The 26,129-nt window shown below is 72.5% G+C and carries 21 protein-coding genes; 16 read left to right on the forward strand and 5 right to left on the reverse strand.

Annotation, left to right across the window (positions count from 1 at the left end; translation table 11 throughout):
- Nucleotides 1-97 precede the first annotated feature (97 nt).
- From uvrC to ACFY60_RS14030, 14 genes are all read left to right on the forward strand, one after another.
- Complete coding sequence (gene uvrC, locus ACFY60_RS13965) at nucleotides 98-2,092, forward strand: excinuclease ABC subunit UvrC (RefSeq protein ID WP_388611509.1); 1,995 nt, start codon at nucleotides 98-100, stop codon at nucleotides 2,090-2,092.
- Nucleotides 2,089-3,063, forward strand: a complete 975-nt coding sequence (rapZ, locus tag ACFY60_RS13970; protein ID WP_388611511.1) for an RNase adapter RapZ — start codon at nucleotides 2,089-2,091, stop codon at nucleotides 3,061-3,063. The genes uvrC and rapZ overlap by 4 nt, the downstream gene beginning before the upstream one ends.
- Nucleotides 3,060-4,094 (forward strand): uridine diphosphate-N-acetylglucosamine-binding protein YvcK, encoded by a 1,035-nt coding sequence (yvcK, locus tag ACFY60_RS13975; RefSeq protein WP_388611513.1) that lies wholly within the window; start codon nucleotides 3,060-3,062, stop codon nucleotides 4,092-4,094. Before rapZ ends, yvcK begins: the two co-directional genes overlap by 4 nt.
- Entirely contained in the window at nucleotides 4,085-5,074 is a 990-nt protein-coding gene (gene whiA, locus ACFY60_RS13980; protein ID WP_030205996.1) for a DNA-binding protein WhiA, read from the forward strand. The genes yvcK and whiA overlap by 10 nt, the downstream gene beginning before the upstream one ends.
- 152 nt (nucleotides 5,075-5,226) lie before the next feature.
- Entirely contained in the window at nucleotides 5,227-8,178 is a 2,952-nt protein-coding gene (locus ACFY60_RS13985; protein ID WP_388611515.1) for a M14 family zinc carboxypeptidase, read from the forward strand.
- Nucleotides 8,179-8,398: 220 nt separating this feature from the next.
- Complete coding sequence (gene gap / locus ACFY60_RS13990) at nucleotides 8,399-9,409, forward strand: type I glyceraldehyde-3-phosphate dehydrogenase (RefSeq protein WP_388611517.1); 1,011 nt, start codon at nucleotides 8,399-8,401, stop codon at nucleotides 9,407-9,409.
- A 113-nt stretch (nucleotides 9,410-9,522) separates the two neighbouring features.
- The gene (locus ACFY60_RS13995) at nucleotides 9,523-10,734 is read left to right on the forward strand and encodes a phosphoglycerate kinase (protein ID WP_388611519.1); all 1,212 of its coding nucleotides are present in this window, start codon (nucleotides 9,523-9,525) and stop codon (nucleotides 10,732-10,734) included.
- Between the two features lie 7 nt (nucleotides 10,735-10,741).
- Nucleotides 10,742-11,518 carry a triose-phosphate isomerase gene (gene tpiA, locus ACFY60_RS14000; RefSeq protein ID WP_388611521.1) on the forward strand — a complete coding sequence of 259 codons (777 nt, stop codon included), beginning with the start codon at nucleotides 10,742-10,744 and terminating at the stop codon, nucleotides 11,516-11,518.
- A 109-nt stretch (nucleotides 11,519-11,627) separates the two neighbouring features.
- Complete coding sequence (secG, locus tag ACFY60_RS14005) at nucleotides 11,628-11,858, forward strand: preprotein translocase subunit SecG (RefSeq protein WP_309055488.1); 231 nt, start codon at nucleotides 11,628-11,630, stop codon at nucleotides 11,856-11,858.
- Nucleotides 11,859-11,935: 77 nt separating this feature from the next.
- Entirely contained in the window at nucleotides 11,936-12,271 is a 336-nt protein-coding gene (locus ACFY60_RS14010; RefSeq protein ID WP_309055485.1) for an RNA polymerase-binding protein RbpA, read from the forward strand.
- A 153-nt stretch (nucleotides 12,272-12,424) separates the two neighbouring features.
- Nucleotides 12,425-13,657, forward strand: a complete 1,233-nt coding sequence (locus tag ACFY60_RS14015) for an MFS transporter (RefSeq protein WP_388611523.1) — start codon at nucleotides 12,425-12,427, stop codon at nucleotides 13,655-13,657.
- 43 nt (nucleotides 13,658-13,700) lie between these two features.
- On the forward strand, nucleotides 13,701-15,365 hold the full coding sequence (gene pgi / locus ACFY60_RS14020; protein WP_388611525.1) for a glucose-6-phosphate isomerase: 1,665 nt from the start codon (nucleotides 13,701-13,703) through the stop codon (nucleotides 15,363-15,365).
- A 4-nt stretch (nucleotides 15,366-15,369) separates the two neighbouring features.
- Entirely contained in the window at nucleotides 15,370-15,867 is a 498-nt protein-coding gene (locus ACFY60_RS14025; RefSeq protein WP_388611527.1) for a PH domain-containing protein, read from the forward strand.
- Nucleotides 15,864-17,483, forward strand: a complete 1,620-nt coding sequence (locus tag ACFY60_RS14030) for a PH domain-containing protein (RefSeq protein ID WP_388611529.1) — start codon at nucleotides 15,864-15,866, stop codon at nucleotides 17,481-17,483. The genes ACFY60_RS14025 and ACFY60_RS14030 overlap by 4 nt, the downstream gene beginning before the upstream one ends.
- Before the next feature lie 34 nt (nucleotides 17,484-17,517).
- Here ACFY60_RS14030 and pgl read toward each other — a convergent pair whose 3' ends face one another.
- From pgl to tkt, 5 genes are read right to left on the reverse strand one after another with little or no spacing between them, the layout of a single operon-like run.
- Nucleotides 17,518-18,300 (reverse strand): 6-phosphogluconolactonase, encoded by a 783-nt coding sequence (gene pgl / locus ACFY60_RS14035; protein WP_388611531.1) that lies wholly within the window; start codon nucleotides 18,298-18,300, stop codon nucleotides 17,518-17,520.
- Nucleotides 18,297-19,406 (reverse strand): glucose-6-phosphate dehydrogenase assembly protein OpcA, encoded by a 1,110-nt coding sequence (opcA, locus tag ACFY60_RS14040; RefSeq protein WP_388611533.1) that lies wholly within the window; start codon nucleotides 19,404-19,406, stop codon nucleotides 18,297-18,299. The genes pgl and opcA overlap by 4 nt, the downstream gene beginning before the upstream one ends.
- Entirely contained in the window at nucleotides 19,403-20,935 is a 1,533-nt protein-coding gene (gene zwf / locus ACFY60_RS14045; protein WP_388611535.1) for a glucose-6-phosphate dehydrogenase, read from the reverse strand. The genes opcA and zwf overlap by 4 nt, the downstream gene beginning before the upstream one ends.
- A 5-nt stretch (nucleotides 20,936-20,940) precedes the next feature.
- Complete coding sequence (tal, locus tag ACFY60_RS14050; protein ID WP_388611537.1) at nucleotides 20,941-22,059, reverse strand: transaldolase; 1,119 nt, start codon at nucleotides 22,057-22,059, stop codon at nucleotides 20,941-20,943.
- Between the two features lie 32 nt (nucleotides 22,060-22,091).
- Nucleotides 22,092-24,194 carry a transketolase gene (gene tkt / locus ACFY60_RS14055; RefSeq protein WP_388611538.1) on the reverse strand — a complete coding sequence of 701 codons (2,103 nt, stop codon included), beginning with the start codon at nucleotides 24,192-24,194 and terminating at the stop codon, nucleotides 22,092-22,094.
- Nucleotides 24,195-24,603: 409 nt separating this feature from the next.
- Here tkt and ACFY60_RS14060 point away from each other — a divergent pair, with 409 nt between their 5' ends.
- The gene (locus ACFY60_RS14060) at nucleotides 24,604-25,557 is read left to right on the forward strand and encodes a heme o synthase (RefSeq protein WP_388611540.1); all 954 of its coding nucleotides are present in this window, start codon (nucleotides 24,604-24,606) and stop codon (nucleotides 25,555-25,557) included.
- A 93-nt stretch (nucleotides 25,558-25,650) separates the two neighbouring features.
- Nucleotides 25,651-25,995 (forward strand): hypothetical protein, encoded by a 345-nt coding sequence (locus ACFY60_RS14065; RefSeq protein ID WP_352058654.1) that lies wholly within the window; start codon nucleotides 25,651-25,653, stop codon nucleotides 25,993-25,995.
- Nucleotides 25,996-26,129: the final 134 nt, after the last annotated feature.

Consider the following 26,129-nt stretch of genomic DNA (forward strand, 5'->3'; position numbering starts at 1 on the left):
GGCCCCCACCCCCGGGCCCGGACCGTGCCCCCGGCCCCCGCCCGGGGCACTCCCGGCGGAGGCCGGACTGTCGGTGGCCGCCAGTAGGGTGGGGACCATGGCAGACCCCTCCAGCTACCGCCCCAAGCCGGGTCAGATCCCCGACTCGCCGGGGGTCTACAAGTTCCGTGACGAGCACCGCCGGGTGATCTACGTCGGCAAGGCGAAGTCCCTGCGCCAGCGCCTCGCGAACTACTTCCAGCCGCTCGCGAGCCTGCACCCGCGGACGGCCACGATGGTCACCACGGCCGCCTCCGTGGAGTGGACCGTGGTCTCCACCGAGGTCGAGGCGCTGCAGCTGGAGTACTCCTGGATCAAGGAGTTCGACCCCCGGTTCAACGTCAAGTACCGGGACGACAAGTCCTACCCCTACCTCGCGGTCACGCTGAACGAGGAGTTCCCCCGCGTCCAGGTCATGCGCGGCCACAAGAAGAAGGGCGTGCGCTACTTCGGGCCGTACGCGCACGCCTGGGCCATCCGCGAGACCGTCGACCTGATGCTCCGCGTCTTCCCCGTCCGCACCTGCTCGGCCGGCGTCTTCCGCAACGCGGCCTCGGCCGGGCGCCCCTGCCTCCTCGGCTACATCGGCAAGTGCTCGGCGCCCTGCGTCGGCCGGGTCTCCCCCGGGGAGCACCGCGAACTTGCCGAGGAGTTCTGCGACTTCATGGCCGGCCGCACGGGCACGTACCTGCGCCGCCTGGAGAAGATGATGACGGCGGCGGCCGACGACATGGAGTACGAGAGGGCCGCCCGGCTCCGCGACGACCTGCAGGCCCTGCGCCGGGCCATGGAGAAGAACGCGGTCGTCCTCGCCGACGCCACCGACGCCGACCTCATCGCCCTCGCCGAGGACGAGCTGGAGGCCGCCGTCCAGATCTTCCACGTCCGCGGCGGCCGCGTCCGCGGCCAGCGCGGCTGGGTCACCGACAAGGTCGAGGCCGTCGACACGGCCGGGCTCGTCGAGCACGCGCTCCAGCAGCTGTACGGCGAGGAGAGCGGCGACGCGGTCCCCAAGGAGGTCCTGGTCCCCGCGCTCCCCGACGACGCCGAGGCGCTCTCCGCCTGGCTCGCCGGCCGCCGGGGCTCCGGCGTCTCGCTGCGCGTGCCGCAGCGCGGCGACAAGAAGGCCCTGATGGAGACGGTCGCCCGCAACGCGCAGCAGGCCCTCGTCCTGCACAAGACGAAGCGCGCCAGCGACCTCACCACCCGCTCGCGGGCCCTGGAGGAGATCGCCGACGCCCTGGGCCTGGACTCCGCCCCGCTCAGGATCGAGTGCTTCGACGTCTCCCACCTCCAGGGCGAGGACGTGGTGGCGTCCATGGTCGTCTTCGAGGACGGCCTGCCCCGCAAGAGCGAGTACCGCCGCTTCCAGATCAAGGGCTTCGAGGGACAGGACGACGTCCGGTCCATGTACGAGGTGATCGGCCGCCGCTTCAAGCGCTACCTCGCCGAGAAGGAGCGGACCGGTGAGTGGGACCTCCCGGTGGACGGGGAGGTCCCGGCCGCCCCCGAGGGCCGCGAGGACGACGGCCGCCCCAAGCGCTTCGCGTACCCGCCGCAGCTCGTGGTGGTCGACGGCGGGCAGCCGCAGGTCGCCGCCGCCCGGCGGGCCATGGACGAGCTCGGCATCGACGACGTGGCCGTCTGCGGCCTCGCCAAGCGCCTGGAGGAGGTGTGGCTCCCCGGTGAGGACGACCCGGTGGTGCTGCCCCGCTCCAGCGAGGGCCTCTACCTCCTGCAGCGCGTGCGTGACACTGCTCACGACTTCGCCATCCGCTACCAGCGGTCCAAGCGGACCAAACGCATCCGGACCAGCCCCCTCGACGACGTCCCCGGCCTCGGTGCCACCCGGAAACAGGCCCTGATCAAGCATTTCGGCTCGGTGAAGCGGCTCCGGCAGGCGACAATCGAGCAGATCTGCGCGGTCCCCGGCATGGGCAGGAAGACCGCGGAGGCGGTCGTCGTGGCCCTCGCCCGGACGGCCCCGGCCGCACCCGCCGTGAACACGGCGACAGGAGAGATCATGGAAGACGACGGGGGCACCTCCGCATGACCGAGCACGACGAGCAGCACCCCACGCACGGCGGGCACGACCGAGAAGACGGAGCAGGACACGTGAGTACGGGCACGAAGGAGATCCCCGGCGACAACGGCGCCGAGGCGGCCATCCCCGAGCTGGTGATCATCTCCGGCATGTCCGGGGCGGGCCGGTCCACCGCGGCCAAGTGCCTGGAGGACCTCGGCTGGTTCGTCGTGGACAACCTGCCGCCCGCGCTGATCCCCACCATGGTGGAGCTCGGCGCCCGCTCCCAGGGCAACGTCGCCCGCATCGCCGTCGTCGTCGACGTCCGCGGCCGGCAGTTCTTCGACAACCTCCGCGAGTCCCTCGCCGACCTGGACGCCAAGCAGGTCACCCGCCGGATCGTCTTCCTGGAGTCCTCCGACGAGGCCCTCGTCCGGCGCTTCGAGTCCGTCCGCAGGCCGCACCCCCTCCAGGGCGACGGCCGCATCACCGACGGCATCGCCGCCGAGCGCGACCTGCTGCGCGAGCTGCGCGGCGACGCCGACCTGGTGATCGACACCTCCAGCCTCAACGTGCACGAGCTGCGCGCCAAGATGGACGCCCAGTTCGCCGGCGACGAGGAGCCGGAGCTGCGGGCCACCGTCATGTCCTTCGGCTTCAAGTACGGCCTGCCGGTCGACGCCGACCTCGTGGTCGACATGCGCTTCCTGCCCAACCCCCACTGGGTCCCCGAGCTGCGGCCCTTCACCGGCCTCAACGAGGAGGTCGCGAACTACGTCTACAACCAGCCCGGCGCCAAGGAGTTCCTGGACCGCTACACCGAGCTGCTCCAGCTGATCGCCGCCGGCTACCGCCGCGAGGGCAAGCGGTACGTGACCGTCGCCGTCGGCTGCACGGGCGGCAAGCACCGCTCCGTGGCCACCGCCGAGCGCCTCGCCGCCCGCCTCGCCGCCGAAGGGGTCGAGACCGTCGTCGTGCACCGGGACATGGGGCGCGAGTGAAGCCGTACCGTCGGCGCACGTCCACCCTCACGGTGCGGCGTACGCTCAGGCGCGGGGCCCAGCCCAAGGTCGTCGCGCTGGGCGGCGGCATGGGCCTGTCGGCCTCCCTCGCCGCGCTGCGCCGGATCACCGGCGACCTCACCGCCGTCGTCACCGTCGCCGACGACGGCGGCTCCAGCGGCCGGCTCCGCCAGGAGCTGGGCGTTCTGCCCCCGGGCGACCTGCGCAAGGCGCTCGCCGCGCTCTGCGGCGACGACGACTGGGGCCAGACCTGGGCCCGGGTCATCCAGCACCGCTTCCGCTCCAAGGGCGAGATGGGCGGCCACGCCGTCGGCAACCTGCTGATCGTCGCCCTCTGGGAGCAGCTCGGAGGCGACCCCGTGCAGGCCCTCGACCTGGTGGGACGCCTGCTCGGCGCCCAGGGCCGGGTGCTGCCGATGTCCGCCGTCCCCCTGGAGCTCCAGGCCCTGGTACGGGGCCACGACCCGGCCCGCCCGGACGACGTCGACGTGGTCCGGGGCCAGGCGACGGTGGCGCTCACCCCCGGCGAGGTGCAGTCCGTGCACCTGGTCCCGCACGACCCGCCCGCCGTCCCCGAGGCCGTCGCCGCCGTCCTGGACGCCGACTGGGTGGTCCTCGGTCCCGGCTCGTGGTTCTCCTCGGTGATCCCCCATCTCCTGGTGCCCGAACTGCTCGACGCGCTGGTCGAGACGAAGGCCCGGAAGGTGCTCTCCCTCAACCTGGCGCCGCAACCCGGAGAAACCGAGGGCTTCTCCCCGCAGCGTCATTTGGAGGTTTTGGGACGACACGCCCCTAAACTCGCCCTGGACGTGGTGCTGGCCGACGAGGCCGCCGTGCCCGACGTGTCAGCGAGGGAACCCCTGGTCGACGCCGCCAAGCGGCTCGGCGCCGCGGTCGAGCTGGCGCCGGTGGCCAGGGCCGACGGTGCTCCGAAGCACGACCCGGAGCGGTTGGCCGCCGCGTACGACCGTATTTTTCGGATGCATGGAAGGATCGGCCCATGGCGATGACGGCAGCGGTGAAGGACGAGATCTCCCGGCTCCCCGTCACCCGGACCTGCTGCAGGAAGGCAGAGGTCTCGTCGATCCTGCGGTTCGCGGGCGGGCTGCACCTGGTGAGCGGGCGCATCGTGATCGAGGCGGAGCTGGACACGGCCATGGCCGCCCGCCGGCTCAAGCGGGACATCATGGAGATCTTCGGCCACAGCTCGGAGCTGATCGTGATGGCTCCCGGCGGACTGCGCCGCGGCTCCCGCTTCGTCGTACGGGTGGTGGCAGGCGGCGACCAGCTGGCCCGCCAGACCGGCCTGGTCGACGGCCGCGGCCGCCCCATCCGCGGCCTGCCCCCGCAGGTCGTCTCCGGGGCCACCTGCGACGCCGAGGCCGCCTGGCGCGGTGCCTTCCTGGCCCACGGCTCGCTCACCGAGCCCGGCCGGTCCTCCTCCCTGGAGGTCACCTGCCCCGGCCCCGAGGCCGCCCTCGCCCTGGTCGGCGCGGCCCGCCGGCTCTCCATCGCCGCCAAGGCCCGTGAGGTACGGGGCGTGGACCGGGTCGTCGTCCGTGACGGCGACGCCATCGGCGCCCTGCTGACCCGGCTCGGCGCGCACGAGTCGGTGCTCGCCTGGGAGGAGCGGCGGATGCGGCGCGAGGTCCGCGCCACCGCCAACCGGCTGGCCAACTTCGACGACGCCAACCTGCGCCGCTCGGCCCGCGCCGCGGTCGCCGCCGGGGCCCGGGTGCAGCGCGCCCTGGAGATCCTCGGCGAGGAGGTGCCCGAGCACCTCGCCGCCGCCGGCCGGCTCCGCATGGAGCACAAGCAGGCCTCCCTGGAGGAGCTGGGCGCCCTCGCCGACCCGCCGCTGACCAAGGACGCCGTCGCCGGCCGCATCCGCCGGCTGCTCGCCATGGCCGACAAGCGGGCCCAGGATCTCGGCATCCCCGGGACCGAGTCCAACCTCACCGAGGAGCTGGACGACAGCCTCGTCGGCTGACCGTACGGAACCCTCCGGTCCACCCTGCCGGTGCCCTTCTCCGGGCACCGGCAGTCGTGTGAACGGCCCGCGAGGCACCCTTGACACCACTCCGGGTCCCCAGAAGCCTGGCGTCCGTTCACCTTCGTGACGGACCACAGCAAGGGGGGCTCATGAGACGCAGAGCGAGATCCATCCTCGCCGCGGCTTCACTGCTGATCGCCGGAGTGACGGTGGCACCCGCCGCCGGAGCACAGCCGAAGGACCCGGAGGGCGGCGACACCCTCTCCGTCTGGCGCGCCGAGGTCACCCGGGAGCAGGTGCCCCTGCTCCTGGAGGCCGGGGCCGACGCCCACGAACTGACCGAGCAGGTGCCCGACCGGGGCACCGCCACCCTCGAGCTCCACCTCACCGGCGACCAGGCCGGGCAGCTGCGCGCCCGGGGCGTCGCGCTCACCGAGCACACCCCGCCCGCCGGGGCCGAGCGGCGCGCCGCCGCCGCCAGGGACGGCGTCTTCCGCCCCTACGGCGGACCCGGCGGCCTCAAGCAGGAGATCCTGGACACCGCCCGCGCCCGTCCCGACCTCACCAAGGTCGTCTCCCTCGGCCGGACCGTCAAAGGCCAGGACATCCTCGCCGTCAAGGTCACCAAGGGCGCCCCGCGCGTCAAGGACGGCTCACGGCCCGCCACGCTCTACCTCTCCAACCAGCACGCCCGCGAGTGGATCACGCCCGAGATGACCCGGCGGCTGCTCCACCACTACCTCGACCACTACGGCCGGGACCCGCGGATCACCCGCGTCGTCGACTCCACCGAACTGTGGTTCGTCCTCTCCGCCAACCCGGACGGCTACGACTTCACCCACGCCGACCCGGCCAACCGGCTGTGGCGCAAGAACCTCCGCGACAACGACGGCGACGGCCGGATCGCCCCGGGCGACGGCGTCGACCTCAACCGCAACTTCGCCTACAAGTGGGGATACGACAACGAGGGTTCGTCCCCCGACCCGGCCGACGAGACCTACCGCGGCCCCGGCCCCATGTCGGAGCCCGAGACCCGCGCCCTCGACGCCTTCCAGAAACGCATCGGCTTCTCGTACGGCATCAACTACCACTCCGCCGCGCAGCTCCTGCTGTACGGCGTCGGCTGGCAGGTCGCCACCGACACGCCCGACGACACCGCCCTCAAGGCGCTCGCGGGCACCCCGCAGAACTCGGCCGTGCCCGGCTACCGGCCCCAGGTCTCCTCCGAGCTGTACATCACCAACGGCGAGGCGGACGGCCACGCCGCCAACGTCAACGGCATGCAGATGTTCACCCCGGAGATGTCGACCTGCGCCACCGCCTCCCGGGCCGACCCGAACGACGCCTGGGAACCGGCCGACTGCGCCTCCGCCTTCACCTTCCCCGACGACGAGAAGCTGATCCAGGCCGAGTTCGCCAAGAACGTCCCCTTCGCGCTGGCCGTCGCCGAGTCCGCGGCCCGCCCCGACCGGCCGGTCTCCCCGGTCGGCGCCGAGGCCCCCGACTTCACCCCCGACACCTTCACCACCTCCTACGCGGGCGGCGGGGACCAGGAGGTCGCGGTCACCGCGCGCAAGAGCCTGCGCGGCAAGACCCTCACGTACCGGATCAACGGCGGACGCGCCCGCAGCGTCCCGCTGGAGGCCTGGGAGGGCGGCGAGACCTTCGGCGGCGAGGACAACCTGTACTTCGACCAGTACCGGGCCGCGGTGCGCGGTGCCCGGCCCGGAGACACCGTCGAGGTGCGGTTCACCGCCCGCACGGACCGGGGACGGGCGACCGCCTCCGCGCCGTTCACGTACACCGTCGCCGAGCGGCCCCGCGGTGACGTCCTCGTCCTCGCCGAGGAGGGCGGCACCACCGCCGCACGGCACGCCGGCACGTACGTGAAGGCGCTCGCCGCCACCGGCCGCCGCGCCGCCGTCTGGGACGTCGCCACCCAGGGCACCCCGCACGCCCTCGGCGTCCTGTCCCACTTCCGCACCGTCGTCTGGTACACCGGCGCCGAGCGCCCCTCCGGCCCCGTCCAGCTCGCCGTCCGCGCCTATCTCAACGAGGGCGGCAAGCTGGTCAACGCCGGTGAGAAGTCCGGCGGGCCCACCCGGGTCGGCCGCGCCGAGACCGACGACTTCGCCCAGTACTACCTCGGCGCCCACCACCGGGCCGGCCTGAACGGCCCGGCCTCCTTCGCCGGCAGCGGCCGCCTCGGCGGCGCCGGAGCGGCCCTCGGCCCCGCCGGGGACAATCCGCCGGACGACGCCGGGGCGTACACGGTCACCTCCGACACCCTCGACCCGAGGACCTTCCCGCAGTTCGCGAGCAGCGCCGCCGCCGGCGGCTACCCCGGCGTCCGTACCCCCTTCGAGCCCGCCGAGGGCACCTCCTTCGCGGCACTCACCCACGCCGACGACACCTGGGCCCGGCTCACCAGGACCGTCGACCTGACCGGGGTCGCGGCGGCGGCCGCGCCGCGCCTGGACTTCCGGATCAGCCACGACACCGAGCCCGGCTACGACCACCTGGTGGTCGAGGCCCGCACCGCCGGCCGGGAGGACTGGACGACCCTGCCCGACCGCAACGGCGGGACCTCCGCCGAGCCCCCGGCCGACTGCGGCGAGGGTTATTACGTGCGCGGCCACCCCTTCCTCTCCCACTACCTCACCGTCGGTGCCGGCGACTGCGCGGCCACCGGCACCTCCGGTGCCTGGCACGCCTTCACCGGCCCCTCCAACGGCTGGCGGCAGGCCTCCGTCGACCTGAGCGCCTGGGCCGGCGAGAAGGTCGAGCTGTCCTTCTCGTACGTCTCCGACCTGAGCGCCGGCGGGACCGGCGCCTTCGTGGACGACGTCCGCCTGGTCACCGGTGCCGCGACCGAGGCCGAGGGCTTCGAGACCTCGCTCGGCGCGTGGTCCGTCCCGGGAGCCCCGGCGGGCAGCCCCGGCAACGCCTCGGACTGGAAGCGTTCACCGGCCCTGTTCCGCTCGCATGCCGCGGTCACCACCCACGACACCGTCCTGCTCGGCTTCGGGCTCGAACACGTGGCGGACCCGGGGGAGCGCGGACGGCTCCTCGGCCGGGCCCTCACGGCTCTCCGGCGCTGACGGAGAGTAGTCGGGACAAAGGTCCCAAGACGGCTCGTACCCGCCGGTAGGTACGGGCCGCGGGCCCCCCTTCCTCACGTTCCGGGCTCGCCGGAACGCGCTCGATGTCACCCGGCGGCTCCCGGAGAGGTAGGGTCGTAAGCGGTCGGGGACATCCCAAAAAAACAAAAATTCTCGCCGGCGCCGAGTGCACCGGCGTTCCTAACGAGGAGATCGGTTCGTGACGATCCGCGTAGGCATCAACGGCTTTGGCCGCATCGGCCGGAACTATTTCCGAGCGCTCCTTGAGCAGGGTGCTGACATCGAGGTCGTGGCCGTCAACGACCTGGGTGACACCGCGACCACGGCCCACCTGCTGAAGTACGACACCATCCTGGGCCGCCTCAAGGCGGAGGTCACCCACACCGCCGACACCATCACGGTCGACGGCCACACCATCAAGGTCCTGTCCGAGCGCAACCCCGCCGACATCCCCTGGGGCGAGCTGGGCGTCGACATCGTCATCGAGTCGACCGGCATCTTCACCAAGCGCGAGGACGCCGCCAAGCACCTCGCCGGCGGCGCCAAGAAGGTCCTCATCTCGGCTCCGGCCAAGGACGAGGACATCACCATCGTCATGGGCGTCAACCAGGACAAGTACGACCCGGCGAACCACGACGTCATCTCCAACGCGTCCTGCACCACCAACTGTGTCGCGCCGATGGCCAAGGTCCTCGACGAGAACTTCGGCATCGTCAAGGGCCTGATGACCACGGTCCACGCGTACACCAACGACCAGCGCATCCTGGACTTCCCGCACAAGGACCTGCGCCGCGCCCGCGCCGCCGCGGAGAACATCATCCCGACCACGACGGGCGCCGCCAAGGCCACCGCCCTGGTCCTCCCGCAGCTCAAGGGCAAGCTGGACGGCATCGCCATGCGCGTCCCGGTCCCGACCGGATCCGCCACCGACCTGGTCGTCACCCTCGACCGCGAGGTCACCAAGGACGAGGTCAACGCCGCTTTCAAGAAGGCGGCCGAGGACGGCCCGCTCAAGGGCATCCTCTTCTACACCGAGGACCCGATCGTCTCCTCGGACATCGTCAGCGACCCGGCGTCCTGCACCTTCGACGCCTCCCTGACGATGGTCCAGGAGGGCACCTCGGTCAAGATCCTCGGCTGGTACGACAACGAGTGGGGCTACTCCAACCGTCTCGTCGACCTCACCGTCTTCGTCGGCGGCCGGCTCTAAGCTCTAGGGTTCAGGGCAGGCTTTCGATGTGAGCAGGGCTCGGGCAGCGCAACGCCGCGCTGTGCGAGCCCTGTCTCGTGTGCTCCACCGCGTACCAAGGAGTCTGTGAACAGATGAAGACGATCGACGAGCTTCTCGCCGAAGGCGTCTCCGGCAAGCGGGTGTTCGTCCGCGCCGACCTCAACGTGCCGCTCGACGGCACCACCATCACCGACGACGGCCGCATCCGCGCCGTCGTGCCCACGGTCAAGGCGCTGGCCGAGGCCGGCGCCCGCGTCGTGGTCGCCTCGCACCTGGGCCGCCCCAAGGGCGCCCCGGACCCGGCGTTCTCCCTCGCGCCGGCCGCCGCGCGCCTCGGCGAGCTGCTCGGCGCCGACGTCGCCTTCGCGACCGACACCGTCGGCGAGTCCGCCAAGGCCACCGTCGCCGGCCTCACCGACGGCCGGGTGGCCGTCATCGAGAACCTGCGCTTCAACGCCGGTGAGACCTCGAAGGACGACGCCGAGCGCGGCGCCTTCGCCGACGAGCTGGCCGCCCTCGCCGACCTCTACGTCGGCGACGGCTTCGGCGCGGTGCACCGCAAGCACGCCTCGGTCTACGACCTCCCGGCGCGCCTCCCGCACGCCGCCGGTTACCTCATCGCCACCGAGGTCGGCGTCCTGAAGAAGCTCACCGAGGACGTGCAGCGGCCGTACGTGGTCGTCCTCGGCGGTGCCAAGGTCTCCGACAAGCTCGGGGTCATCGACCACCTCCTGGAGAAGGCCGACCGCATCCTCATCGGCGGCGGCATGGCCTACACCTTCCTCAAGGCCCAGGGCCACGAGGTGGGCATCTCCCTGCTCCAGGAGGACCAGATCCCGGCCGTCCGGGACTACCTGGCGCGCGCCGAGCAGCGCGGCGTGGAGTTCGTCCTCCCCGTCGACGTGCTGGTCTCGGCCGAGTTCCCCGACCTGAAGACCAAGGCCCCGGCCAACCCGACCACCGTCGCCGCGGACGCCATCCCCGCGACGGAGGAGGGCCTGGACATCGGTCCTCAGACCCGTAAGCTCTACGCCTCGAAGCTCGCCGACGCGGCCACCGTCTTCTGGAACGGTCCCATGGGCGTCTTCGAGCACCCCGACTACGCCGAGGGCACCAAGGCCGTCGCCCAGGCGCTCGCCGACTCCCCGGCGTTCACCGTGGTCGGCGGCGGCGACTCCGCCGCGGCCGTCCGCACCCTGGGCTTCGACGAGAAGGCATTCGGCCACATTTCGACCGGCGGCGGCGCCTCCCTCGAATACCTCGAGGGCAAGACGCTTCCCGGCCTCGCCGCACTGGAGGACTGACCCCCTGATGAGCACGCGCACCCCGCTGATGGCGGGCAACTGGAAGATGAACCTCAACCACCTCGAGGCCATCGCCCACGTCCAGAAGCTCGCCTTCGCGCTGACCGACAAGGACCACGACGCCTGTGAGGTCGCGGTCCTGGTTCCCTTCACCGACCTGCGGTCCGTCCAGACCCTGGTCGACGGCGACAAGCTCAAGATCAAGTACGGCGCCCAGGACGTCTCGGCGCACGACTCCGGTGCCTACACCGGCGAGATCTCGGGCGCGATGCTGTCCAAGCTGAAGTGCTCCTACGTGGCCGTCGGCCACTCCGAGCGCCGCCAGTACCACGCCGAGACCGACGAGGTCTGCAACGCCAAGGTGAAGGCCGCCTACAAGCACGGCCTGACCCCGATCCTCTGCGTCGGCGAGGGCCTGGACGTCCGCAAGGCCGGCCGCCAGGTCGAGCACACGCTCGCCCAGGTCGACGGCGGTCTGAAGGACGTCCCGGCCGAGCAGGCCGAGTCGATCGTGATCGCCTACGAGCCGGTGTGGGCCATCGGCACCGGCGAGGTCGCCACCCCCGAGGACGCGCAGGAGGTCTGCGGGGCCGTCCGCGGCCGCCTCGCGGAGCTGTACTCCCAGGAGCTGGCCGACAAGGTCCGCATCCAGTACGGCGGCTCCGTCAAGGCCGGCAACGTCGCCGCGATCATGGCGCAGCCCGACGTCGACGGCGCCCTCGTCGGCGGCGCGGCGCTCGACGCCGAGGAGTTCGTCAGGATCGTGCGCTTCCGCGACCAGTGACGCGACCGGTGAGTATGCGGTAGCGGCGATCCGTCGTACCCTTGCGGGGGCCGGGCAGGTGCCCGGCCCCCGTCCGTATAAGTCCGAGGAAGTTGGTCCAGCCGTGGTTATGGGGTTCTCGATCGCCCTGATCGTCTTCAGCGCGCTGCTGATGCTGCTCGTGCTGATGCACAAGGGAAAGGGCGGCGGCCTCTCCGACATGTTCGGTGGCGGCATGCAGTCGTCCGTCGGTGGCTCCTCGGTCGCCGAGCGCAACCTCGACCGCATCACGATCGTGGTCGGTCTGCTGTGGTTCGCCTGCATTGTCGTACTTGGTCTGCTGATGAAGTTGGACGGGTAACTCCGAACACTGGACGCGCGTTGGGCCTTACGTAGACTGGGGCATCTTCGAGCACCATCACGCAGGGAGTTACGACCGTGGCAAGTGGCAACGCGATCCGGGGGAGCCGGGTCGGAGCGGGGCCGATGGGCGAGGCCGAGCGGGGCGAGTCGGCACCGCGTCTCCGCATCTCCTTCTGGTGCTCGAACGGGCACGAGACCCAGCCGAGCTTCGCCAGTGACGCGGCGGTCCCCGAGACCTGGGACTGCCCGCGGTGCGGGTTCCCGGCCGGACAGGACCGGGACAACCCGCCGGACCCCCCGCGCACCGAGCCCTACAAGACGCACCTCGCGTACGTCCGCGAGCGGCGCAGCGACGCCGACGGCGAGGCGATCCTCGCGGAGGCGCTCGCCAAACTCCGGGGCGAGATCTGAGCGCTCCCGGCGTGGTGTGACGAACCGACGGCCGAAGGGCCTTGCCCGCGAACAGCGTTCGCCGGCAAGGCCCTTCGCCGTTCCCTGAGCCGTTGTCAGTGGCGTCCCCTACCGTCGGAACCGGAAGTCGGCCAGGCCGACAGAGGGGGACGCATGACGGGGGCACGGACGGCCCGGACGACGCGGACGGCGGGCGGCGGGGCCGCGCCCGCCTGGCGGGGCGGCTTCGGCCGGCTCTGGACGGCCGCCGTCGTCTCCCGCTTCGGGGACTCGCTGCGCACCGCCGCGCTGCCCCTGCTCGCCGCCTCCCTCACCGACGACCCGCTCCTCATCGCCTCCGTCACCGCCTGCGGCTTCCTGCCCTGGTTCTTCTTCGGTCTCCTCGGCGGGGCCGTCGCCGACCGGGTCGACCAGCGGCGCGCCATGTGGGCCGTCGACCTCGCGCGCGCCGCGCTCATGGCCGGTTTCGCCGCCGCCGTCGCCCTCGGCCACGCGAGCCTCGCCCTGCTCCTCGCCGTCACCTTCGCCCTCACCACCCTCCAGACCCTCTTCGACAACGCGGCCACGGCCCTGCTGCCCGCCCTCGTGCCCGCCGGGACCCTGGCCGGGGCCAACGCCCGGCTCATGACCGGCCAGCAGCTCGCCGGAGGACTGCTCGCCGCGCCCCTCGTCCCGCTCCTGCTCCTCGCGGGGCCCGCCGTGCCGTACGCCGCCGACGCCGCCACCTACGTCCTCGCCGCCCTCCTCGTCGCCTCCCTGCGCGTCCCGGCCCCCGAGCGGCCGCCCCGCCCGGCCGGCACCACACTGCGCGCCGAGACGGCCGAGGGCATCGCCGCGCTCCGCGCCGACCGCGACCTGCGCCGGCTCTGCGCCGCCACCACCCTCTGCAACATCGGCGTGGGCGCGCTCATCGCCACCCTCGTCGTCCACGTCACCGACGGACTGGGAGCCGGGGAGGCAGGGTACGCGGCGTCCGTCACCGCCTACGCGGCCGGCGCCGTCGCCGGCGGTTTCGCCGCCCGGCGCCTGGCCGAACGGACCGGCCGCATACGGGCGGTCCTCCTCGCCTGCCTCGCGCAGACGGGCTGCCTCGTCCTCCTGGGCGCCGTCCCCGCCCTCGCGGTAACGATCGCGGCCCTGGCGGTGTTCGGTCTCATGGGGACGGTGTGGAACGTGCACCAGACGACCCTCGTGCAGGAGCGGGCCCCGGAGGGGATGCTCGGCCGTGTCGCCGCGGCCTTCCGCACCCTCGCCGTCGCGGGCACGCCCCTGGGGGCCGTCCTCGGCGGCGCCGTGGCCGCCGGCGCGGGACCGCACGCACCCGCCTTCCTCGCGGCGGCGCTGTTCGCGCTCGCCGTCCTCTCGCTGCGCCCTCTGATCAATTAGGTTGAAGGGCAGCGGGGCAGAAAAGCACGAGAAGAAGTGGGCGATGTCCGAGATGACCAGCACAGGCCGTACGAGGCTCAACCAGCTGCCCGAGTGGGCGGCCCTCGCCAAGCACCGGGAGCAGCTGGAAGGCACCCGGCTGCGGGAGCTGTTCGCCGCCGACCCGACGCGCGGCACCGACTACACGCTGCGCGTCGGTGACCTCCACCTGGACTACTCCAAGCACCTCGTCACCGACGAGACGCTGACCCTGCTGCGCGAACTGGCCGCCGCCACCGGCGTGGCCGGGCTCCGCGACGCCATGTTCCGCGGCGAGAAGATCAACACCACCGAGGACCGGGCGGTCCTCCACACGGCGCTGCGCGCTCCGCGCGACGCCGTCGTCGAGGTCGACGGGGAGAACGTGGTCCCCCGCGTCCACGCCGTCCTCGACAAGATGGCGGCCTTCGCCGACAAGGTCCGCGCGGGCGAGTGGACCGGGCACACCGGAAAGCCCGTCAAGAACATCGTCAACATCGGCATCGGCGGCTCCGACCTCGGCCCCGCCATGGCCTACGAGGTCCTGCGCTCCTACACCCGGCGCGACCTGACGTTCCGTTTCGTCTCCAACGTCGACGGCGCCGACCTCCACGAGGCCCTGGTGGGCCTCGACCCGGCCGAGACCCTCTTCATCGTCGCCTCGAAGACCTTCACCACCATCGAGACGATCACCAACGCCACCTCCGCCCGCGAGTGGCTCCTGTCCGGTCTCGGGGCCGGACAGGACGCCGTGGCGCGGCACTTCGTGGCCCTCTCGACCAACGCGGGCAAGGTCGAGGAGTTCGGCATCGACACCACCAACATGTTCGAGTTCTGGGACTGGGTCGGCGGCCGCTACTCGTACGACTCGGCCATCGGCCTCTCCCTGATGATCGCCATCGGCCCGGAGCGCTTCCGCGAGATGCTCGACGGCTTCCACCTCGTCGACGAGCACTTCCGCACCGCGCCGCCCGAGGAGAACGCGCCGCTGCTCCTCGGCCTCCTCGGCGTCTGGTACGGCGGCTTCTTCGGCGCCCAGTCGCACGCCGTCCTGCCGTACTCCCACTACCTGTCGAAGTTCACCGCCTACCTCCAGCAGCTCGACATGGAGTCCAACGGCAAGTCGGTGGACCGCCAGGGCCGCCCGGTCGACTGGCAGACCGGTCCCGTCGTCTGGGGCACCCCCGGCACCAACGGCCAGCACGCCTACTACCAGCTGATCCACCAGGGCACCCTGTTCGTCCCCGCCGACTTCATCGGCTTCGCCCGTCCCGTGGACGGCCTCGCGCCGGGCCTGGTCGCCCAGCACGACCTGCTGATGGCCAACTTCTTCGCCCAGACGCAGGCGCTGGCCTTCGGGAAGACCCCCGAGGAGGTACGGGCCGAGGGCGTCCCGGAGGAGCTCGTCGCGCACAAGACCTTCCGCGGCGACCACCCCACCACCACCATCCTCGCCGACGCGCTCACCCCGTCCGTCCTCGGCCAGCTGGTCGCGCTCTACGAGCACAAGGTGTTCGTCCAGGGCGCCATCTGGGACATCGACTCCTTCGACCAGTGGGGCGTCGAGCTCGGCAAGGTCCTCGCCAAGCGGATCGAGCCCGTGCTGACCGAGGGCACCGGCGGCGCGGAGCTCGACAGCTCCACCGCCGGACTGGTCGCCGCCTACCGCGCGCTGCGCGGCCGGAGCTGATCCGGTGACGGGGGAGGACGCGGTACGGCTCCGGCCGCCGAGGAACGCCGTCGACCGGCGGGCCGTCGCCTGGTGGCGCACCCGCTGCCTGGTGGCCACCGCCGCCCCGGCGGCGGTCCTCGTCCTCCTCGGCGCCCTCGTCGGGCCCGCCAGGGCCTGGCTGCCGGCCGCCGCCCTCGTGGCGGCGGCGGGGCTCGCCGGTACCGCGTTCCTCCCCCTCTGGTGGTTCCGGGTGCACCGCTGGGAGGTCACCGACGAGGCGGTCTACGTCCGCACCGGAGCCCTGTGGCAGGAGTGGCGGATCGCCCCGCTCTCCCGGATCCAGACCGTCGACACCGTACGCGGGCCGCTGGAGCAGCTGTTCCGGCTCGGCACCGTCACGGTGACCACGGCCTCCTCCAAGGGGGCCCTGCGGATCGAGGGCCTCGACCACGAGCTGGCCGCCGCGCTCGGCGAGCGGCTGACCTCCCTCACCCAGGCCACCCCCGGGGACGCCACATGAGCGGGGACGGCGCCCCCGGCCCGGACGCGCAGGGGCCGCAGGGGCCGGGGGAGCCGGGGGAGTGGCGGCGGCTCGACCCGCGCACGCCGGCCGTCACCGCGGCCGTGCTCTGCGGGGTCGCCACCGGCGCCGGCCTGCCCCTCGCGGTCGGCATCGCCGGGACGCCGCTGGGCCACGCCGTCGTCTGGGTGGTCACCGGCGCCCTCCTCCTCGTCCTCGGCGGCACGGCCGCCGACCTCGTCCGCCTGCGCCGCACCCGCTACCGGGCCGGCCCCGAACGGGTCGACCTGCGCACCGGTCTCCTGCTGCTCACACGCCGCTCGCTCGCCCGGGAGCGGATCCGCAGCGTCGACCTCACCGCCAACCCCCTCCAGCGGGTCCTCGGACTCGTCAAGGTCCGCATCGGCACGGGGGAGAGCACCGGCGGCGGCGAGTCCACCCTCGAACTCGAGCTCGTCGCCCGCGCCGAGGGGGAGCGGCTCCGCCGGGAGCTCCTCGTCCGGCCCGCCGCCGCACCCGGCGACCCGCTCCACGACGGCGCCCTCGCCGTCCTCGACCCGCGCTGGATCCGCTACGCCCCCGTCTCCTTCGTCGCCCCCGCCCTCGGCGGCGCCGCCGCGGGCGCCGTCCTCCAGGTCAGCGAGTGGTTCGGGGCCCAGGGCGAGGTCATCCACTGGATAGGGGACCGCTTCCGGGACGTCTCGCTGCCCTGGACGGTCCTCGCCCTCGTCCTCGTCGCCACCTTCGCCGGGGCCCTCGGCGCCCTCGGCCTGTGGGCCGAGATGTGGGGCAACTACCGCCTGGAGCGCGAGCCCGGTGGCACCCTGCGGGTCCGCAGGGGGCTCCTCACCACCCGCTCGGTCTCGATCGAGGAGTGCCGGCTGCGCGGCGTCGAACTGGTCGAACCGCTCGGCGTGCGCCTCTGCGGGGCCGCCCGGGTGGACGCCGTCGCCACCGGCCTGGTGGAGAACGACGGCGACCGGCACGGCGACCTCAAGAACCTGCTGCCGGCCGCGGAGCGCCGTACGGCCGACCGGGTCGCCGCCCAGGTGCTGCGCGAGCCCGAACCGCCGACGTCCGCGCCGCTGGCCGCCCACCCCCGGGCCGCGCGGACCCGCCGGCTGCGGTGGGCGCTCGCCGCCGTCCTCCTCCCGGCCGCGGTCCTCGCCGTCCTCGGCGCCCTCCTCACCCCGGTCCTGCTGTACGTGGCGGTCGGCGGCACCGTCGTCCTCGCCCCGCTCGGCGTGCTCCTGGCCCGCGACGCCTACCGCTCCCTCGGACACGCCGTCAGCGGGCCCTACCTGATTGCCCGTTCGGGCACGGTCCGCCGGTCGACCGTCGCCCTCCGCCGCTCCGGCGTCATCGGATGGACCGTCAGACAGTCGTACGTCCAGCGCCGCGCGGGCCTCCTGACGGTGACCGCGACCACGGCCGCCGGCGCGGGTGCGTACACCGTCGCGGACGCCGGGGTGGGTCAGGGGCTCGCCTTCGCCGCCAAGGCCGTACCAGGGCTGCTCACGCCCTTCCTGGAGCCCGCGCACGGCCCGGACGCCCGCCGGGCCCCGGACGGCCCGCGGCACCCGGACACGACGGAGGCCCGGCCCACCCTCGGGTGAACCGGGCCTCCGTCCCGCTCCGGGACCCGCGCGATCAGGCCGTCGCGTGCGGGTACAGGCTCCGCGGCAGCTCCGCGGCGGCCGCCGCGTCCAGCAGCCACAGGGTGCGCGAGCGGCCCCGGGCGCCGGCCGCGGGGACCTGCACCTCGCCCGCGCCGGACAGCGCCAGCGCCGCCGCCCCGGTCTTGTCCTCGCCGGCCGCGAGCAGCCAGACCTCCTTCGCCGCCCGGATCGCCGGGAGCGTCAGGGAGATCCGGGTCGGCGGCGGCTTGGGCGCGCCGTGCACCCCGACCACCGTCCGCTCGGTCTCCCGTACCGCCGGGAGCTCCGGAAAGAGCGAGGCCACGTGCGTGTCCGGCCCGACGCCCAGCATCAGCACGTCGAAGGAGGGCACCCCGCCGTGGCCGTCGGGTCCCGCGGCGGCGGCCAGCTCGTCCGCGTACGCGGCGGCGGCCGCGTCGGCGTCGTCACCGTGGGGACCGTCCGAGGCGGGCATCGCGTGCACCCGCTTCGGGTCCAGCGGCACCCGGTCGAGCAGCGCCTCGCGGGCCTGGGTCACGTTCCGCTCGGGGTCGCCCTCGGGCAGGAACCGCTCGTCGCCCCACCACAGGTCGAGCCGCGACCAGTCGATCGCGTCCCGGGCGGGCGCCGAACCGAGCGCCGCGAGCAGGCCGTTGCCGTTCCGGCCGCCGGTCAGCACGACCGAGGCCGTCCCGCGCGTCGCCTGCGCGTCCACGATCCGGGTGATGAGCCGGGCCGCGGCGGCCTGGGCCATCAGCTCCTTGTCGCGGTGCACGACCAGCTGGGGGGCGGTCACTTGGCCGCCGCCTTCCTGGCCGGGGCCTTCTTGGCGGCGGCCTTCGGCGCGGGCTCGGCGGCCCCGTCCGTCCCGGCTGCCCCGTCCGTCCCGGCGGCCTGCGCCGGGGCGGGGGCGGGCTCCGCGTCCCGCGACGCCGGCTCCGCCGGGGCGGCCGGCTCGGGCGCGGTGGTCGCCGCCCGCTCGTCGAGCCGCTCCAGACCGAACCGGAGCGCCGCCGCGTAGGTGTCGTCCGGGTCGAGCCGGCGCAGCTCCTCCGCGATCAGCTCGGCCGTCTCCCGGCGCTTGAGCGCCACGCCCCGGTCGGGCTGGCCCTGGATGGAGAGCGTGGCGAGCGAACCGTCCGCCCGGTCCAGCACGATCGGGCCCGCGCTGGTCTCCAGCCGTACGGAGGTGAGCCCGGGCCCCGCCGACTTCGAGCGCCGTACCGGCACCTTCAGCCGTTCGGCCACCCACATCGCGAGCAGCTCGACACTCGGGTTGAACTCCTCGCCCTCGACCTCGGCCGAGGTGACCTCGCACGCGACCTGGTCGAGCGCGGCGGCCAGCATCGAGCGCCACGGGGTGATCCGGGTCCACGACAGGTCCGTGTCGCCCGGGGTGTAGGTCTCGGCCCGGCCTATGAGCTCCTGGATGGGCTGCTCGGCGGCGTAGGTGTCCGTGACCCGGCGCTGGGCGAGCGCGCCCAGCGGGTCGTTCGCCGGGTCGGCCGGTGCGTTGACCGGCCACCAGACGACCACGGGCGCGTCGGGCAGGAGCAGCGGAAGGACCACCGACTGGGCGTGGTCGACGACCTCGCCGTACAGCCGGAGGACCACCGTCTCCCCGGTGCTGGCGTCGGCGCCGAGGCGGACCTCGGCGTCGAGCCGCGTCTTGGCCCGGTCCCGCGGCGAGCGCGAGACCCGCTTGATGACGACGAGGGTCCGCGAGGGGTGCTCGCGGGACGCCTCGTTGGCCGCCTTCAGCGCGTCGTAGGCGTTCTCCTCGTCGGTGACGATGACGAGGGTGAGCACCATGCCGACGGCCGGGGTGCCGATGGCCCGCCGCCCGAGCACCAGCGCCTTGTTGATCTTGGAGGACGTGGTGTCCGTCAGGTCGGTCTTCATGGCCGGCGCCAGCTCCGTCCGTCTCGTGCGAGCATCTCGTCCGCCTCGACCGGACCCCAGGTCCCGGACTGGTACTGCGCGGGCTTGCCGTGCGTGTCCCAGAACTGCTCGATCGGGTCGAGGATCTTCCAGGACAGCTCGACCTCCTCGACCCGCGGGAAGAGGTTGGAGTCGCCGAGCAGGACGTCGAGGATGAGCCGCTCGTACGCCTCCGGGCTGGACTCCGTGAACGACTCGCCGTAGGCGAAGTCCATCGAGACGTCCCGGATCTCCATCTGCGTACCCGGCACCTTCGAACCGAACCGCACCGTGACGCCCTCGTCCGGCTGGACCCGGATCACGATGGCGTTGCGGCCGAGCTCCTCGGTCGCGGTGTGGTCGAAGGGGGAGTGCGGGGCGCGCTGGAGGACGACCGCGATCTCGGTGACCCGGCGGCCCAGGCGCTTGCCGGTCCGCAGGTAGAAGGGGACGCCCGCCCAGCGGCGGTTGTCGATCTCCAGCTTGACGGCCGCGTAGGTGTCGGTCTTCGACTCCGGGTTGATGCCCTCTTCCTGGAGGTAGCCGACGGCCTTCTCGCCGCCCTGCCACCCGGCCGCGTACTGTCCGCGCACCGTGCTCTTGCCCAGGTCCTTCGGCAGCTTCACCGCGCCGAGGACCTTGGTCTTCTCGGCCGCGAGCGCGTCGGCGTCGAAGGAGGCGGGCTCCTCCATCGCGGTCAGCGCGAGCAGCTGGAGCAGGTGGTTCTGGATGACGTCGCGGGCGGCGCCGATGCCGTCGTAGTAGCCGGCCCGGCCGCCGATGCCGATGTCCTCGGCCATGGTGATCTGCACGTGGTCGACGTACGACCGGTTCCAGATCGGCTCGAAGAGGGTGTTGGCGAAGCGGAGCGCCAGGATGTTCTGGACGGTCTCCTTGCCGAGGTAGTGGTCGATGCGGAAGACCGCCTCGGGCGGGAAGACCTCGTGGACGACCTCGTTGAGCTCCTTGGCGGAGGCCAGGTCGTGGCCGAAGGGCTTCTCGATGACCGCGCGGCGCCAGGAACCGTTCTTCTGGTCGGCCAGGCCGTGCTTCTTCAGCTGCTGCACGACCAGCGGGAAGAACTTCGGCGGCACGGAGAGGTAGAAGGCGAAGTTGCCGCCCGTCCCCTGCGCCTTGTCCAGCTCCTCGATCGTGGTCTTGAGCTGGTCGAAGGCGTTGTCGTCGTCGAAGTCGCCCTGGACGAAACGCATCCCCTGGATCAGCTGCTGCCACACCTCCTCGCGGAACGGGGTGCGCGCGTGCTGCTTGACGGCCTCGTAGACCTCCTGCGCGAAGTCCTCGTCCTGCCACTCGCGGCGGGCGAAGCCGATGAGCGAGAAGCCCGGCGGCAGCAGGCCGCGGTTGGCCAGGTCGTAGACGGCGGGCATCAGCTTCTTACGGGACAAATCGCCCGTGACGCCGAAGATCACCAGACCCGACGGCCCCGCGATGCGCGGGAGCCGTCGGTCTGCGGCGTCACGGAGCGGGTTGGCTCCGTGGACAGCGCTCAAGGTGCTTACGCCTCCGAAGGTGCGAGGCGCTTCAGCTCCGCCTCGGTGGACTTGAGCAGGTCGTTCCAGGACGCCTCGAACTTCTCGACGCCCTCGTCCTCGAGGAGCTGGACGACCTCGTCGTAGCCGATGCCCAGCTTCGCGACGGCCTCCAGGACCTCGCGGGACGCGTCGTACGTGCCGCGGATCGTGTCACCGGTGACCTCGCCGTGGTCGGCGGTGGCCTCCAGGGTGGCCTCGGGCATGGTGTTGACCGTGCCCGGGGCGACCAGGTCCACGACGTACAGGGTGTCCTTGTACGCGGGGTCCTTGACGCCGGTCGAGGCCCACAGCGGACGCTGCTTGTTGGCCTGCGCCTTGTCCAGGGCGGCCCAGCGCTCGGAGGAGAAGACCTCCTCGTACGCCTCGTAGGCCAGGCGGGCGTTGGCCAGGGCGGCCTTGCCCTTGAGCGCCTTGGCCTCGTCGGTGCCGATGCCGTCCAGGCGCTTGTCGATCTCCGTGTCCACGCGGGAGACGAAGAAGGAGGCCACCGAGTGGATCGTGGAGAGGTCCAGGCCGCGCTCGCGGGCCTTCTCCAGACCGGCCAGGTAGGCGTCCATGACCGCGCGGTAGCGCTCGAGCGAGAAGATCAGCGTCACGTTGACGCTGATGCCGAGGCCGATGACCTCGGTGATCGCCGGCAGACCCGCCTGCGTCGCCGGGATCTTGATCAGGGTGTTGGGGCGGTCCACCAGCCAGGCCAGCTGCTTCGCCTCGGCGACGGTGGCCGCCGTGTCGTGGGCCAGGCGCGGGTCCACCTCGATGGAGACCCGGCCGTCCTGGCCGTCGGTGGCGTCGAAGACCGGCCGCAGGATGTCGGCGGCGTCGCGGACGTCCGCCGTCGTGATCATGCGGATGGCCTCTTCCACGGTCACCCGGCGGGCGGCCAGGTCGGCCAGCTGCTGGTCGTAGCCGTGGCCCTCGGAGATGGCCTTCTGGAAGATGGACGGGTTGGTGGTCACACCCACCACGTGGTTCTGGTCGATGAGCTCGGCCAGGTTGCCGGAGGTGATCCGCTGGCGCGAGAGGTCGTCGAGCCAGATCGCGACGCCTTCGTCGGAGAGGCGCTTGAGAGCGTCTGTCATGAGAGGTTCTCCAAAAGTCGTATCTAAGGGCGTCAGCGCGCCGCGGCGTCCAGGGATTCCCGCGCGGCGGCGACGATCGCCTCCGGGGTGAACCCGAACTCGCGGAACAGGACCTTCGCGTCCGCCGAGGCACCGAAGTGCTCCAGCGAGACGATCCGGCCGGCGTCGCCCACGTACTTGTGCCACGTCAGTCCGACACCGGCCTCGACCGCGACCCGGGCCCTGACCGACGGCGGCAGCACGGAGTCCTTGTACTCCTGGTCCTGCTCCTCGAACCATTCCACCGACGGCATCGACACCACACGGGTCGGCACACCGGCCGCCTGCAGCTGCTCCCGGGCCTCCACGGCCAGGTGCACCTCGGAACCGGTCGCGATGAGGACCACCTCGGCCTCGGCGCTCTGCCCGGAGGCCCCTTCGGCGTCGAACAGCACGTAGCCGCCCTTGGCCGCGGCCTCGTTCGGGGCGTAGGTCGGCACGCCCTGGCGGGTGAGGGCCAGACCGTGCGGGGCGCCCTTGCCGAAGACCTTGGTGTGGCGCAGCATGATCTCGCGCCAGGCGATGGCCGTCTCGTTGGCGTCGGCCGGCCGGACCAGGTTCAGGCCCGGGATGGCGCGCAGCGAGGCCAGGTGCTCCACCGGCTGGTGGGTCGGGCCGTCCTCGCCGAGACCGATCGAGTCGTGCGTCCAGACGTACGTCACCGGCAGGTGCATCAGCGCCGAGAGGCGCACGGCGTTGCGCATGTAGTCGGAGAACACCAGGAAGGTGCCGCCGTAGACGCGCGTGTTGCCGTGCAGCGCGATGCCGTTCATCTCCGCGGCCATGGCGTGCTCGCGGATGCCGAAGTGGATCGTGCGGCCGTACGGGTCGGCCTCCGGCAGCGGGTTGCCCGCCGGCAGGAAGGACGAGCCCTTGTCGATCGTCGTGTTGTTCGAACCGGCCAGGTCGGCCGAGCCGCCCCACAGTTCGGGGATGACCGAGCCGAGCGCCTGGAGCACCTTGCCCGAGGCGGCGCGGGTCGCGACGCTCTTGCCGGGCTCGAAGACCGGGATCTTCTCCGCCCAGCCGGCCGGCAGCTCGTTCGCCTGGACGCGGTCGAACAGGGCCGCCCGCTCCGGGTTGGCCGTACGCCACTCCGCGAGCGACTTCTCCCAGGCGGTGCGGGCCTCGCGGCCGCGGTCGCCGAGGCCACGGGTGTGCGCGATGACCTCGTCGGAGACCTCGAAGGTCTTCTCCGGGTCGAAGCCCAGGACGCGCTTGGTGGCCGCGACCTCCTCGTCGCCGAGCGCCGAGCCGTGCGCGGCCTCGGTGTTCTGCGCGTTCGGGGCGGGCCAGGCGATGATCGAGCGCATCGCGATGAACGACGGGCGCTCGGTCTCCGCCTCCGCGGCCCTGATCGCCGCGAAGAGGGCGGCCGGGTCCAGGTCGCCGTCGGCCTTGGGCTCGACGCGCTGGACGTGCCAGCCGTACGCCTCGTACCGCTTCATCGTGTCCTCGGACACGGCGGTCTCGGTGTCGCCCTCGATCGAGATGTGGTTGTCGTCCCACAGCATGATCAGGTTGCCGAGCTTCTGGTGGCCGGCCAGCGAGGACGCCTCGGCGGAGATGCCCTCCTGGAGGCAGCCGTCACCGGCGATCACGTAGACGCGGTGGTCGAACGGGGAGGTGCCGGGGGCGGCCTCCGGGTCGAACAGACCGCGCTCGTAGCGGGCGGCCATCGCCATGCCCACGGCGTTGGCGACACCCTGGCCCAGCGGGCCCGTGGTGGTCTCCACGCCGGCGGTGTGGCCGTACTCGGGGTGACCCGGGGTCTTCGAGCCCCAGGTGCGGAAGGACTTCAGGTCGTCCAGTTCGAGACCGAATCCACCCAGGTACAGCTGGGTGTAGAGGGTCAGGGACGAGTGGCCCGCGGAGAGGACGAACCGGTCGCGCCCGACCCACTCGGGGTCGGCGGGGTCGTGCCGCATCACCTTCTGGAAAAGGGTGTACGCGGCGGGCGCGAGGCTCATCGCCGTACCGGGATGGCCGTTGCCGACCTTCTGTACGGCGTCCGCGGCCAGGACGCGGGCGGTGTCGACGGCCCGCTGGTCCAATTCGGTCCACTCGAGGTCTGTGGTGGTCGGCTGAGTGCTCACCCTGGGTCAGGGCTCCTCTCCACAAGTCGGAAGCCGGTCACGGAGGGTGCACCGGTGTTGTCGAGCCTACCCCCGAGAAAGCCCCCTCTTTTCGGGGTCATGCCCCTCAAATGAGCGGACAGAGCCAGACTGCCGCCGACGTCGGCACTTCGCCTCCCGAGCGGTCCGCCGGGCGCGCCCGAGTCGTCACCGAGTCGTCATCGAACCCTGTCCACCAGGTGGGACGGCGTGGCGGCGGGCCGCCGCCGGGCCGCGCGCCCGGGGGAGGTCCGGCGTCCCCGGGCGGGGCGGCCCAACACGACCCCACCCCCGCGAAGATCGGCGTCTGGGCAACGTCTACAGTGGCGTGGTACGCGCAAGTTTCACCCCGCCTTCATCCGGGGAGCTTGCTGGGATTTCTCTGTCAGGGGTGTGCGTGACGGCCGTCGAGTCCCGACCCGCAGGGGTCGTCTTGACTCCCAGCCCGGGGGGCCATCGGCCGTTCGGGGCCCGCGTCAAGGCATTCGTGGCGCTGACGAAGCCGCGGATCATCGAGCTGCTGCTCATCACCACCGTTCCGGTGATGTTCCTCGCCGAGCAGGGCGTCCCGAACCTGTGGCTGGTCCTCGCCACGTGCTTCGGCGGCTACCTCTCCGCGGGCGGCGCCAACGCGCTGAACATGTACATCGACCGCGACATCGACGCGCTCATGGACCGCACCTCCCAGCGGCCGCTGGTGACCGGCGTCCTCACGCCGCGCGAGGGCCTGGTCTTCGGCCTCACCCTCGCCGTCGTCTCGACGCTCTGGTTCGGTCTGCTCGTCAACTGGCTGTCGGCGGCGCTCTCGCTCGGCGCGCTCCTCTTCTACGTGGTCGTCTACACGATGATCCTGAAGCGGCGCACCGCGCAGAACATCGTCTGGGGCGGCATCGCCGGCTGCCTGCCGGTCCTCATCGGCTGGTCGTCCGTCACCAACTCGATGTCCTGGGCCGCGATCATCCTCTTCCTGGTGATCTTCTTCTGGACGCCGCCGCACTACTGGCCGCTCTCCATGAAGGTGAAGGACGACTACGCGCGCGCCGGCGTGCCCATGCTCCCGGTCCTCGCCTCCAACAAGGTCGTGGCCAAGCAGATCGTCGCCTACAGCTGGGTCATGGTGGCCGTCTCGCTGCTGCTCACCCCGCTGGGCTACACCGGCTGGTTCTACACGGCCGTGGCGCTCGTGACCGGCGGCTGGTGGCTCTGGGAGGCCCACGGGCTCCTCAACCGGGCCAAGGCCGAGGTCACCGGCGCCAAGCTCAAGGAGATGCGCCTGTTCCACTGGTCCATCACCTACGTCTCGCTGCTGTTCGTGGCGGTCGCGGTGGACCCCTTCCTGCGGTAGGCGCCGAGGACTCCGGCGACGGCCGGGCCGTGTGGGCTGTCCCACGGGGCCCGGCCGTCGTCACTCGATCTACCGCTCGGTAGCATCCCTGTCATGGCAGACACCACGGCAGAGACGACGACGGTCACGAAGCAGTCGGACCGCAAGGCGGCCAAGCTCGCCAAGGAGATCCGGGCCTTCGCCGCGGAGCACGGCGGCGCCGAGGGGCAGCTCGCCCACATCGGCCAGGCCGGCACCCGGATCGTCCTCGTCGGCGAGGACGGCGGCTGGGGCGACCTCGTGGCGCCCACCTACGCGATCGCCCAGCAGGCCGCCGAGAAGGCCGGGCTGACGCTCCACGAGGAGTTCGACGGCGAGTTCGCCGCCAAGGTCGTCACCGGGCCGTACGAGTGGTCCCGGATGGCCGGCATCCAGATCGGCGGCCCCGCCAACCGCTGACGCCCGGTACGGCCGCCGCCGCGGAACCGCCGTGCCCGCCGCCGCGCGGGACCGGTTCCGGCGGCCGGCCCGCCGCCGGGCGACAACCTCGCGCGGGGCTCACCCGTTAGGACGTGTGCAGACACGTCCACGCA

The organism is Streptomyces sp. NPDC012827, assembly GCF_042900905.1.
In the GTDB taxonomy this organism is placed as follows: domain Bacteria; phylum Actinomycetota; class Actinomycetes; order Streptomycetales; family Streptomycetaceae; genus Streptomyces; species Streptomyces gulbargensis.

Bases quoted from the DNA above. Each gene is read 5' to 3' on its own strand.
- uvrC (WP_388611509.1), top strand. From the start codon at position 98: ATGGCAGACCCCTCCAGCTACCGCCCCAAGCCGGGTCAGATCCCCGAC.
- rapZ (WP_388611511.1), top strand. From the start codon at position 2,089: ATGACCGAGCACGACGAGCAGCACCCCACGCACGGCGGGCACGACCGA.
- whiA (WP_030205996.1), top strand. From the start codon at position 4,085: ATGGCGATGACGGCAGCGGTGAAGGACGAGATCTCCCGGCTCCCCGTC.
- ACFY60_RS13985 (WP_388611515.1), top strand. From the start codon at position 5,227: ATGAGACGCAGAGCGAGATCCATCCTCGCCGCGGCTTCACTGCTGATC.
- ACFY60_RS13995 (WP_388611519.1), top strand. From the start codon at position 9,523: ATGAAGACGATCGACGAGCTTCTCGCCGAAGGCGTCTCCGGCAAGCGG.
- tpiA (WP_388611521.1), top strand. From the start codon at position 10,742: ATGAGCACGCGCACCCCGCTGATGGCGGGCAACTGGAAGATGAACCTC.
- secG (WP_309055488.1), top strand. From the start codon at position 11,628: ATGGGGTTCTCGATCGCCCTGATCGTCTTCAGCGCGCTGCTGATGCTG.
- ACFY60_RS14015 (WP_388611523.1), top strand. From the start codon at position 12,425: ATGACGGGGGCACGGACGGCCCGGACGACGCGGACGGCGGGCGGCGGG.
- pgi (WP_388611525.1), top strand. From the start codon at position 13,701: ATGTCCGAGATGACCAGCACAGGCCGTACGAGGCTCAACCAGCTGCCC.
- ACFY60_RS14030 (WP_388611529.1), top strand. From the start codon at position 15,864: ATGAGCGGGGACGGCGCCCCCGGCCCGGACGCGCAGGGGCCGCAGGGG.
- opcA (WP_388611533.1), bottom strand. From the start codon at position 19,406: ATGAAGACCGACCTGACGGACACCACGTCCTCCAAGATCAACAAGGCG.
- tal (WP_388611537.1), bottom strand. From the start codon at position 22,059: ATGACAGACGCTCTCAAGCGCCTCTCCGACGAAGGCGTCGCGATCTGG.
- ACFY60_RS14065 (WP_352058654.1), top strand. From the start codon at position 25,651: ATGGCAGACACCACGGCAGAGACGACGACGGTCACGAAGCAGTCGGAC.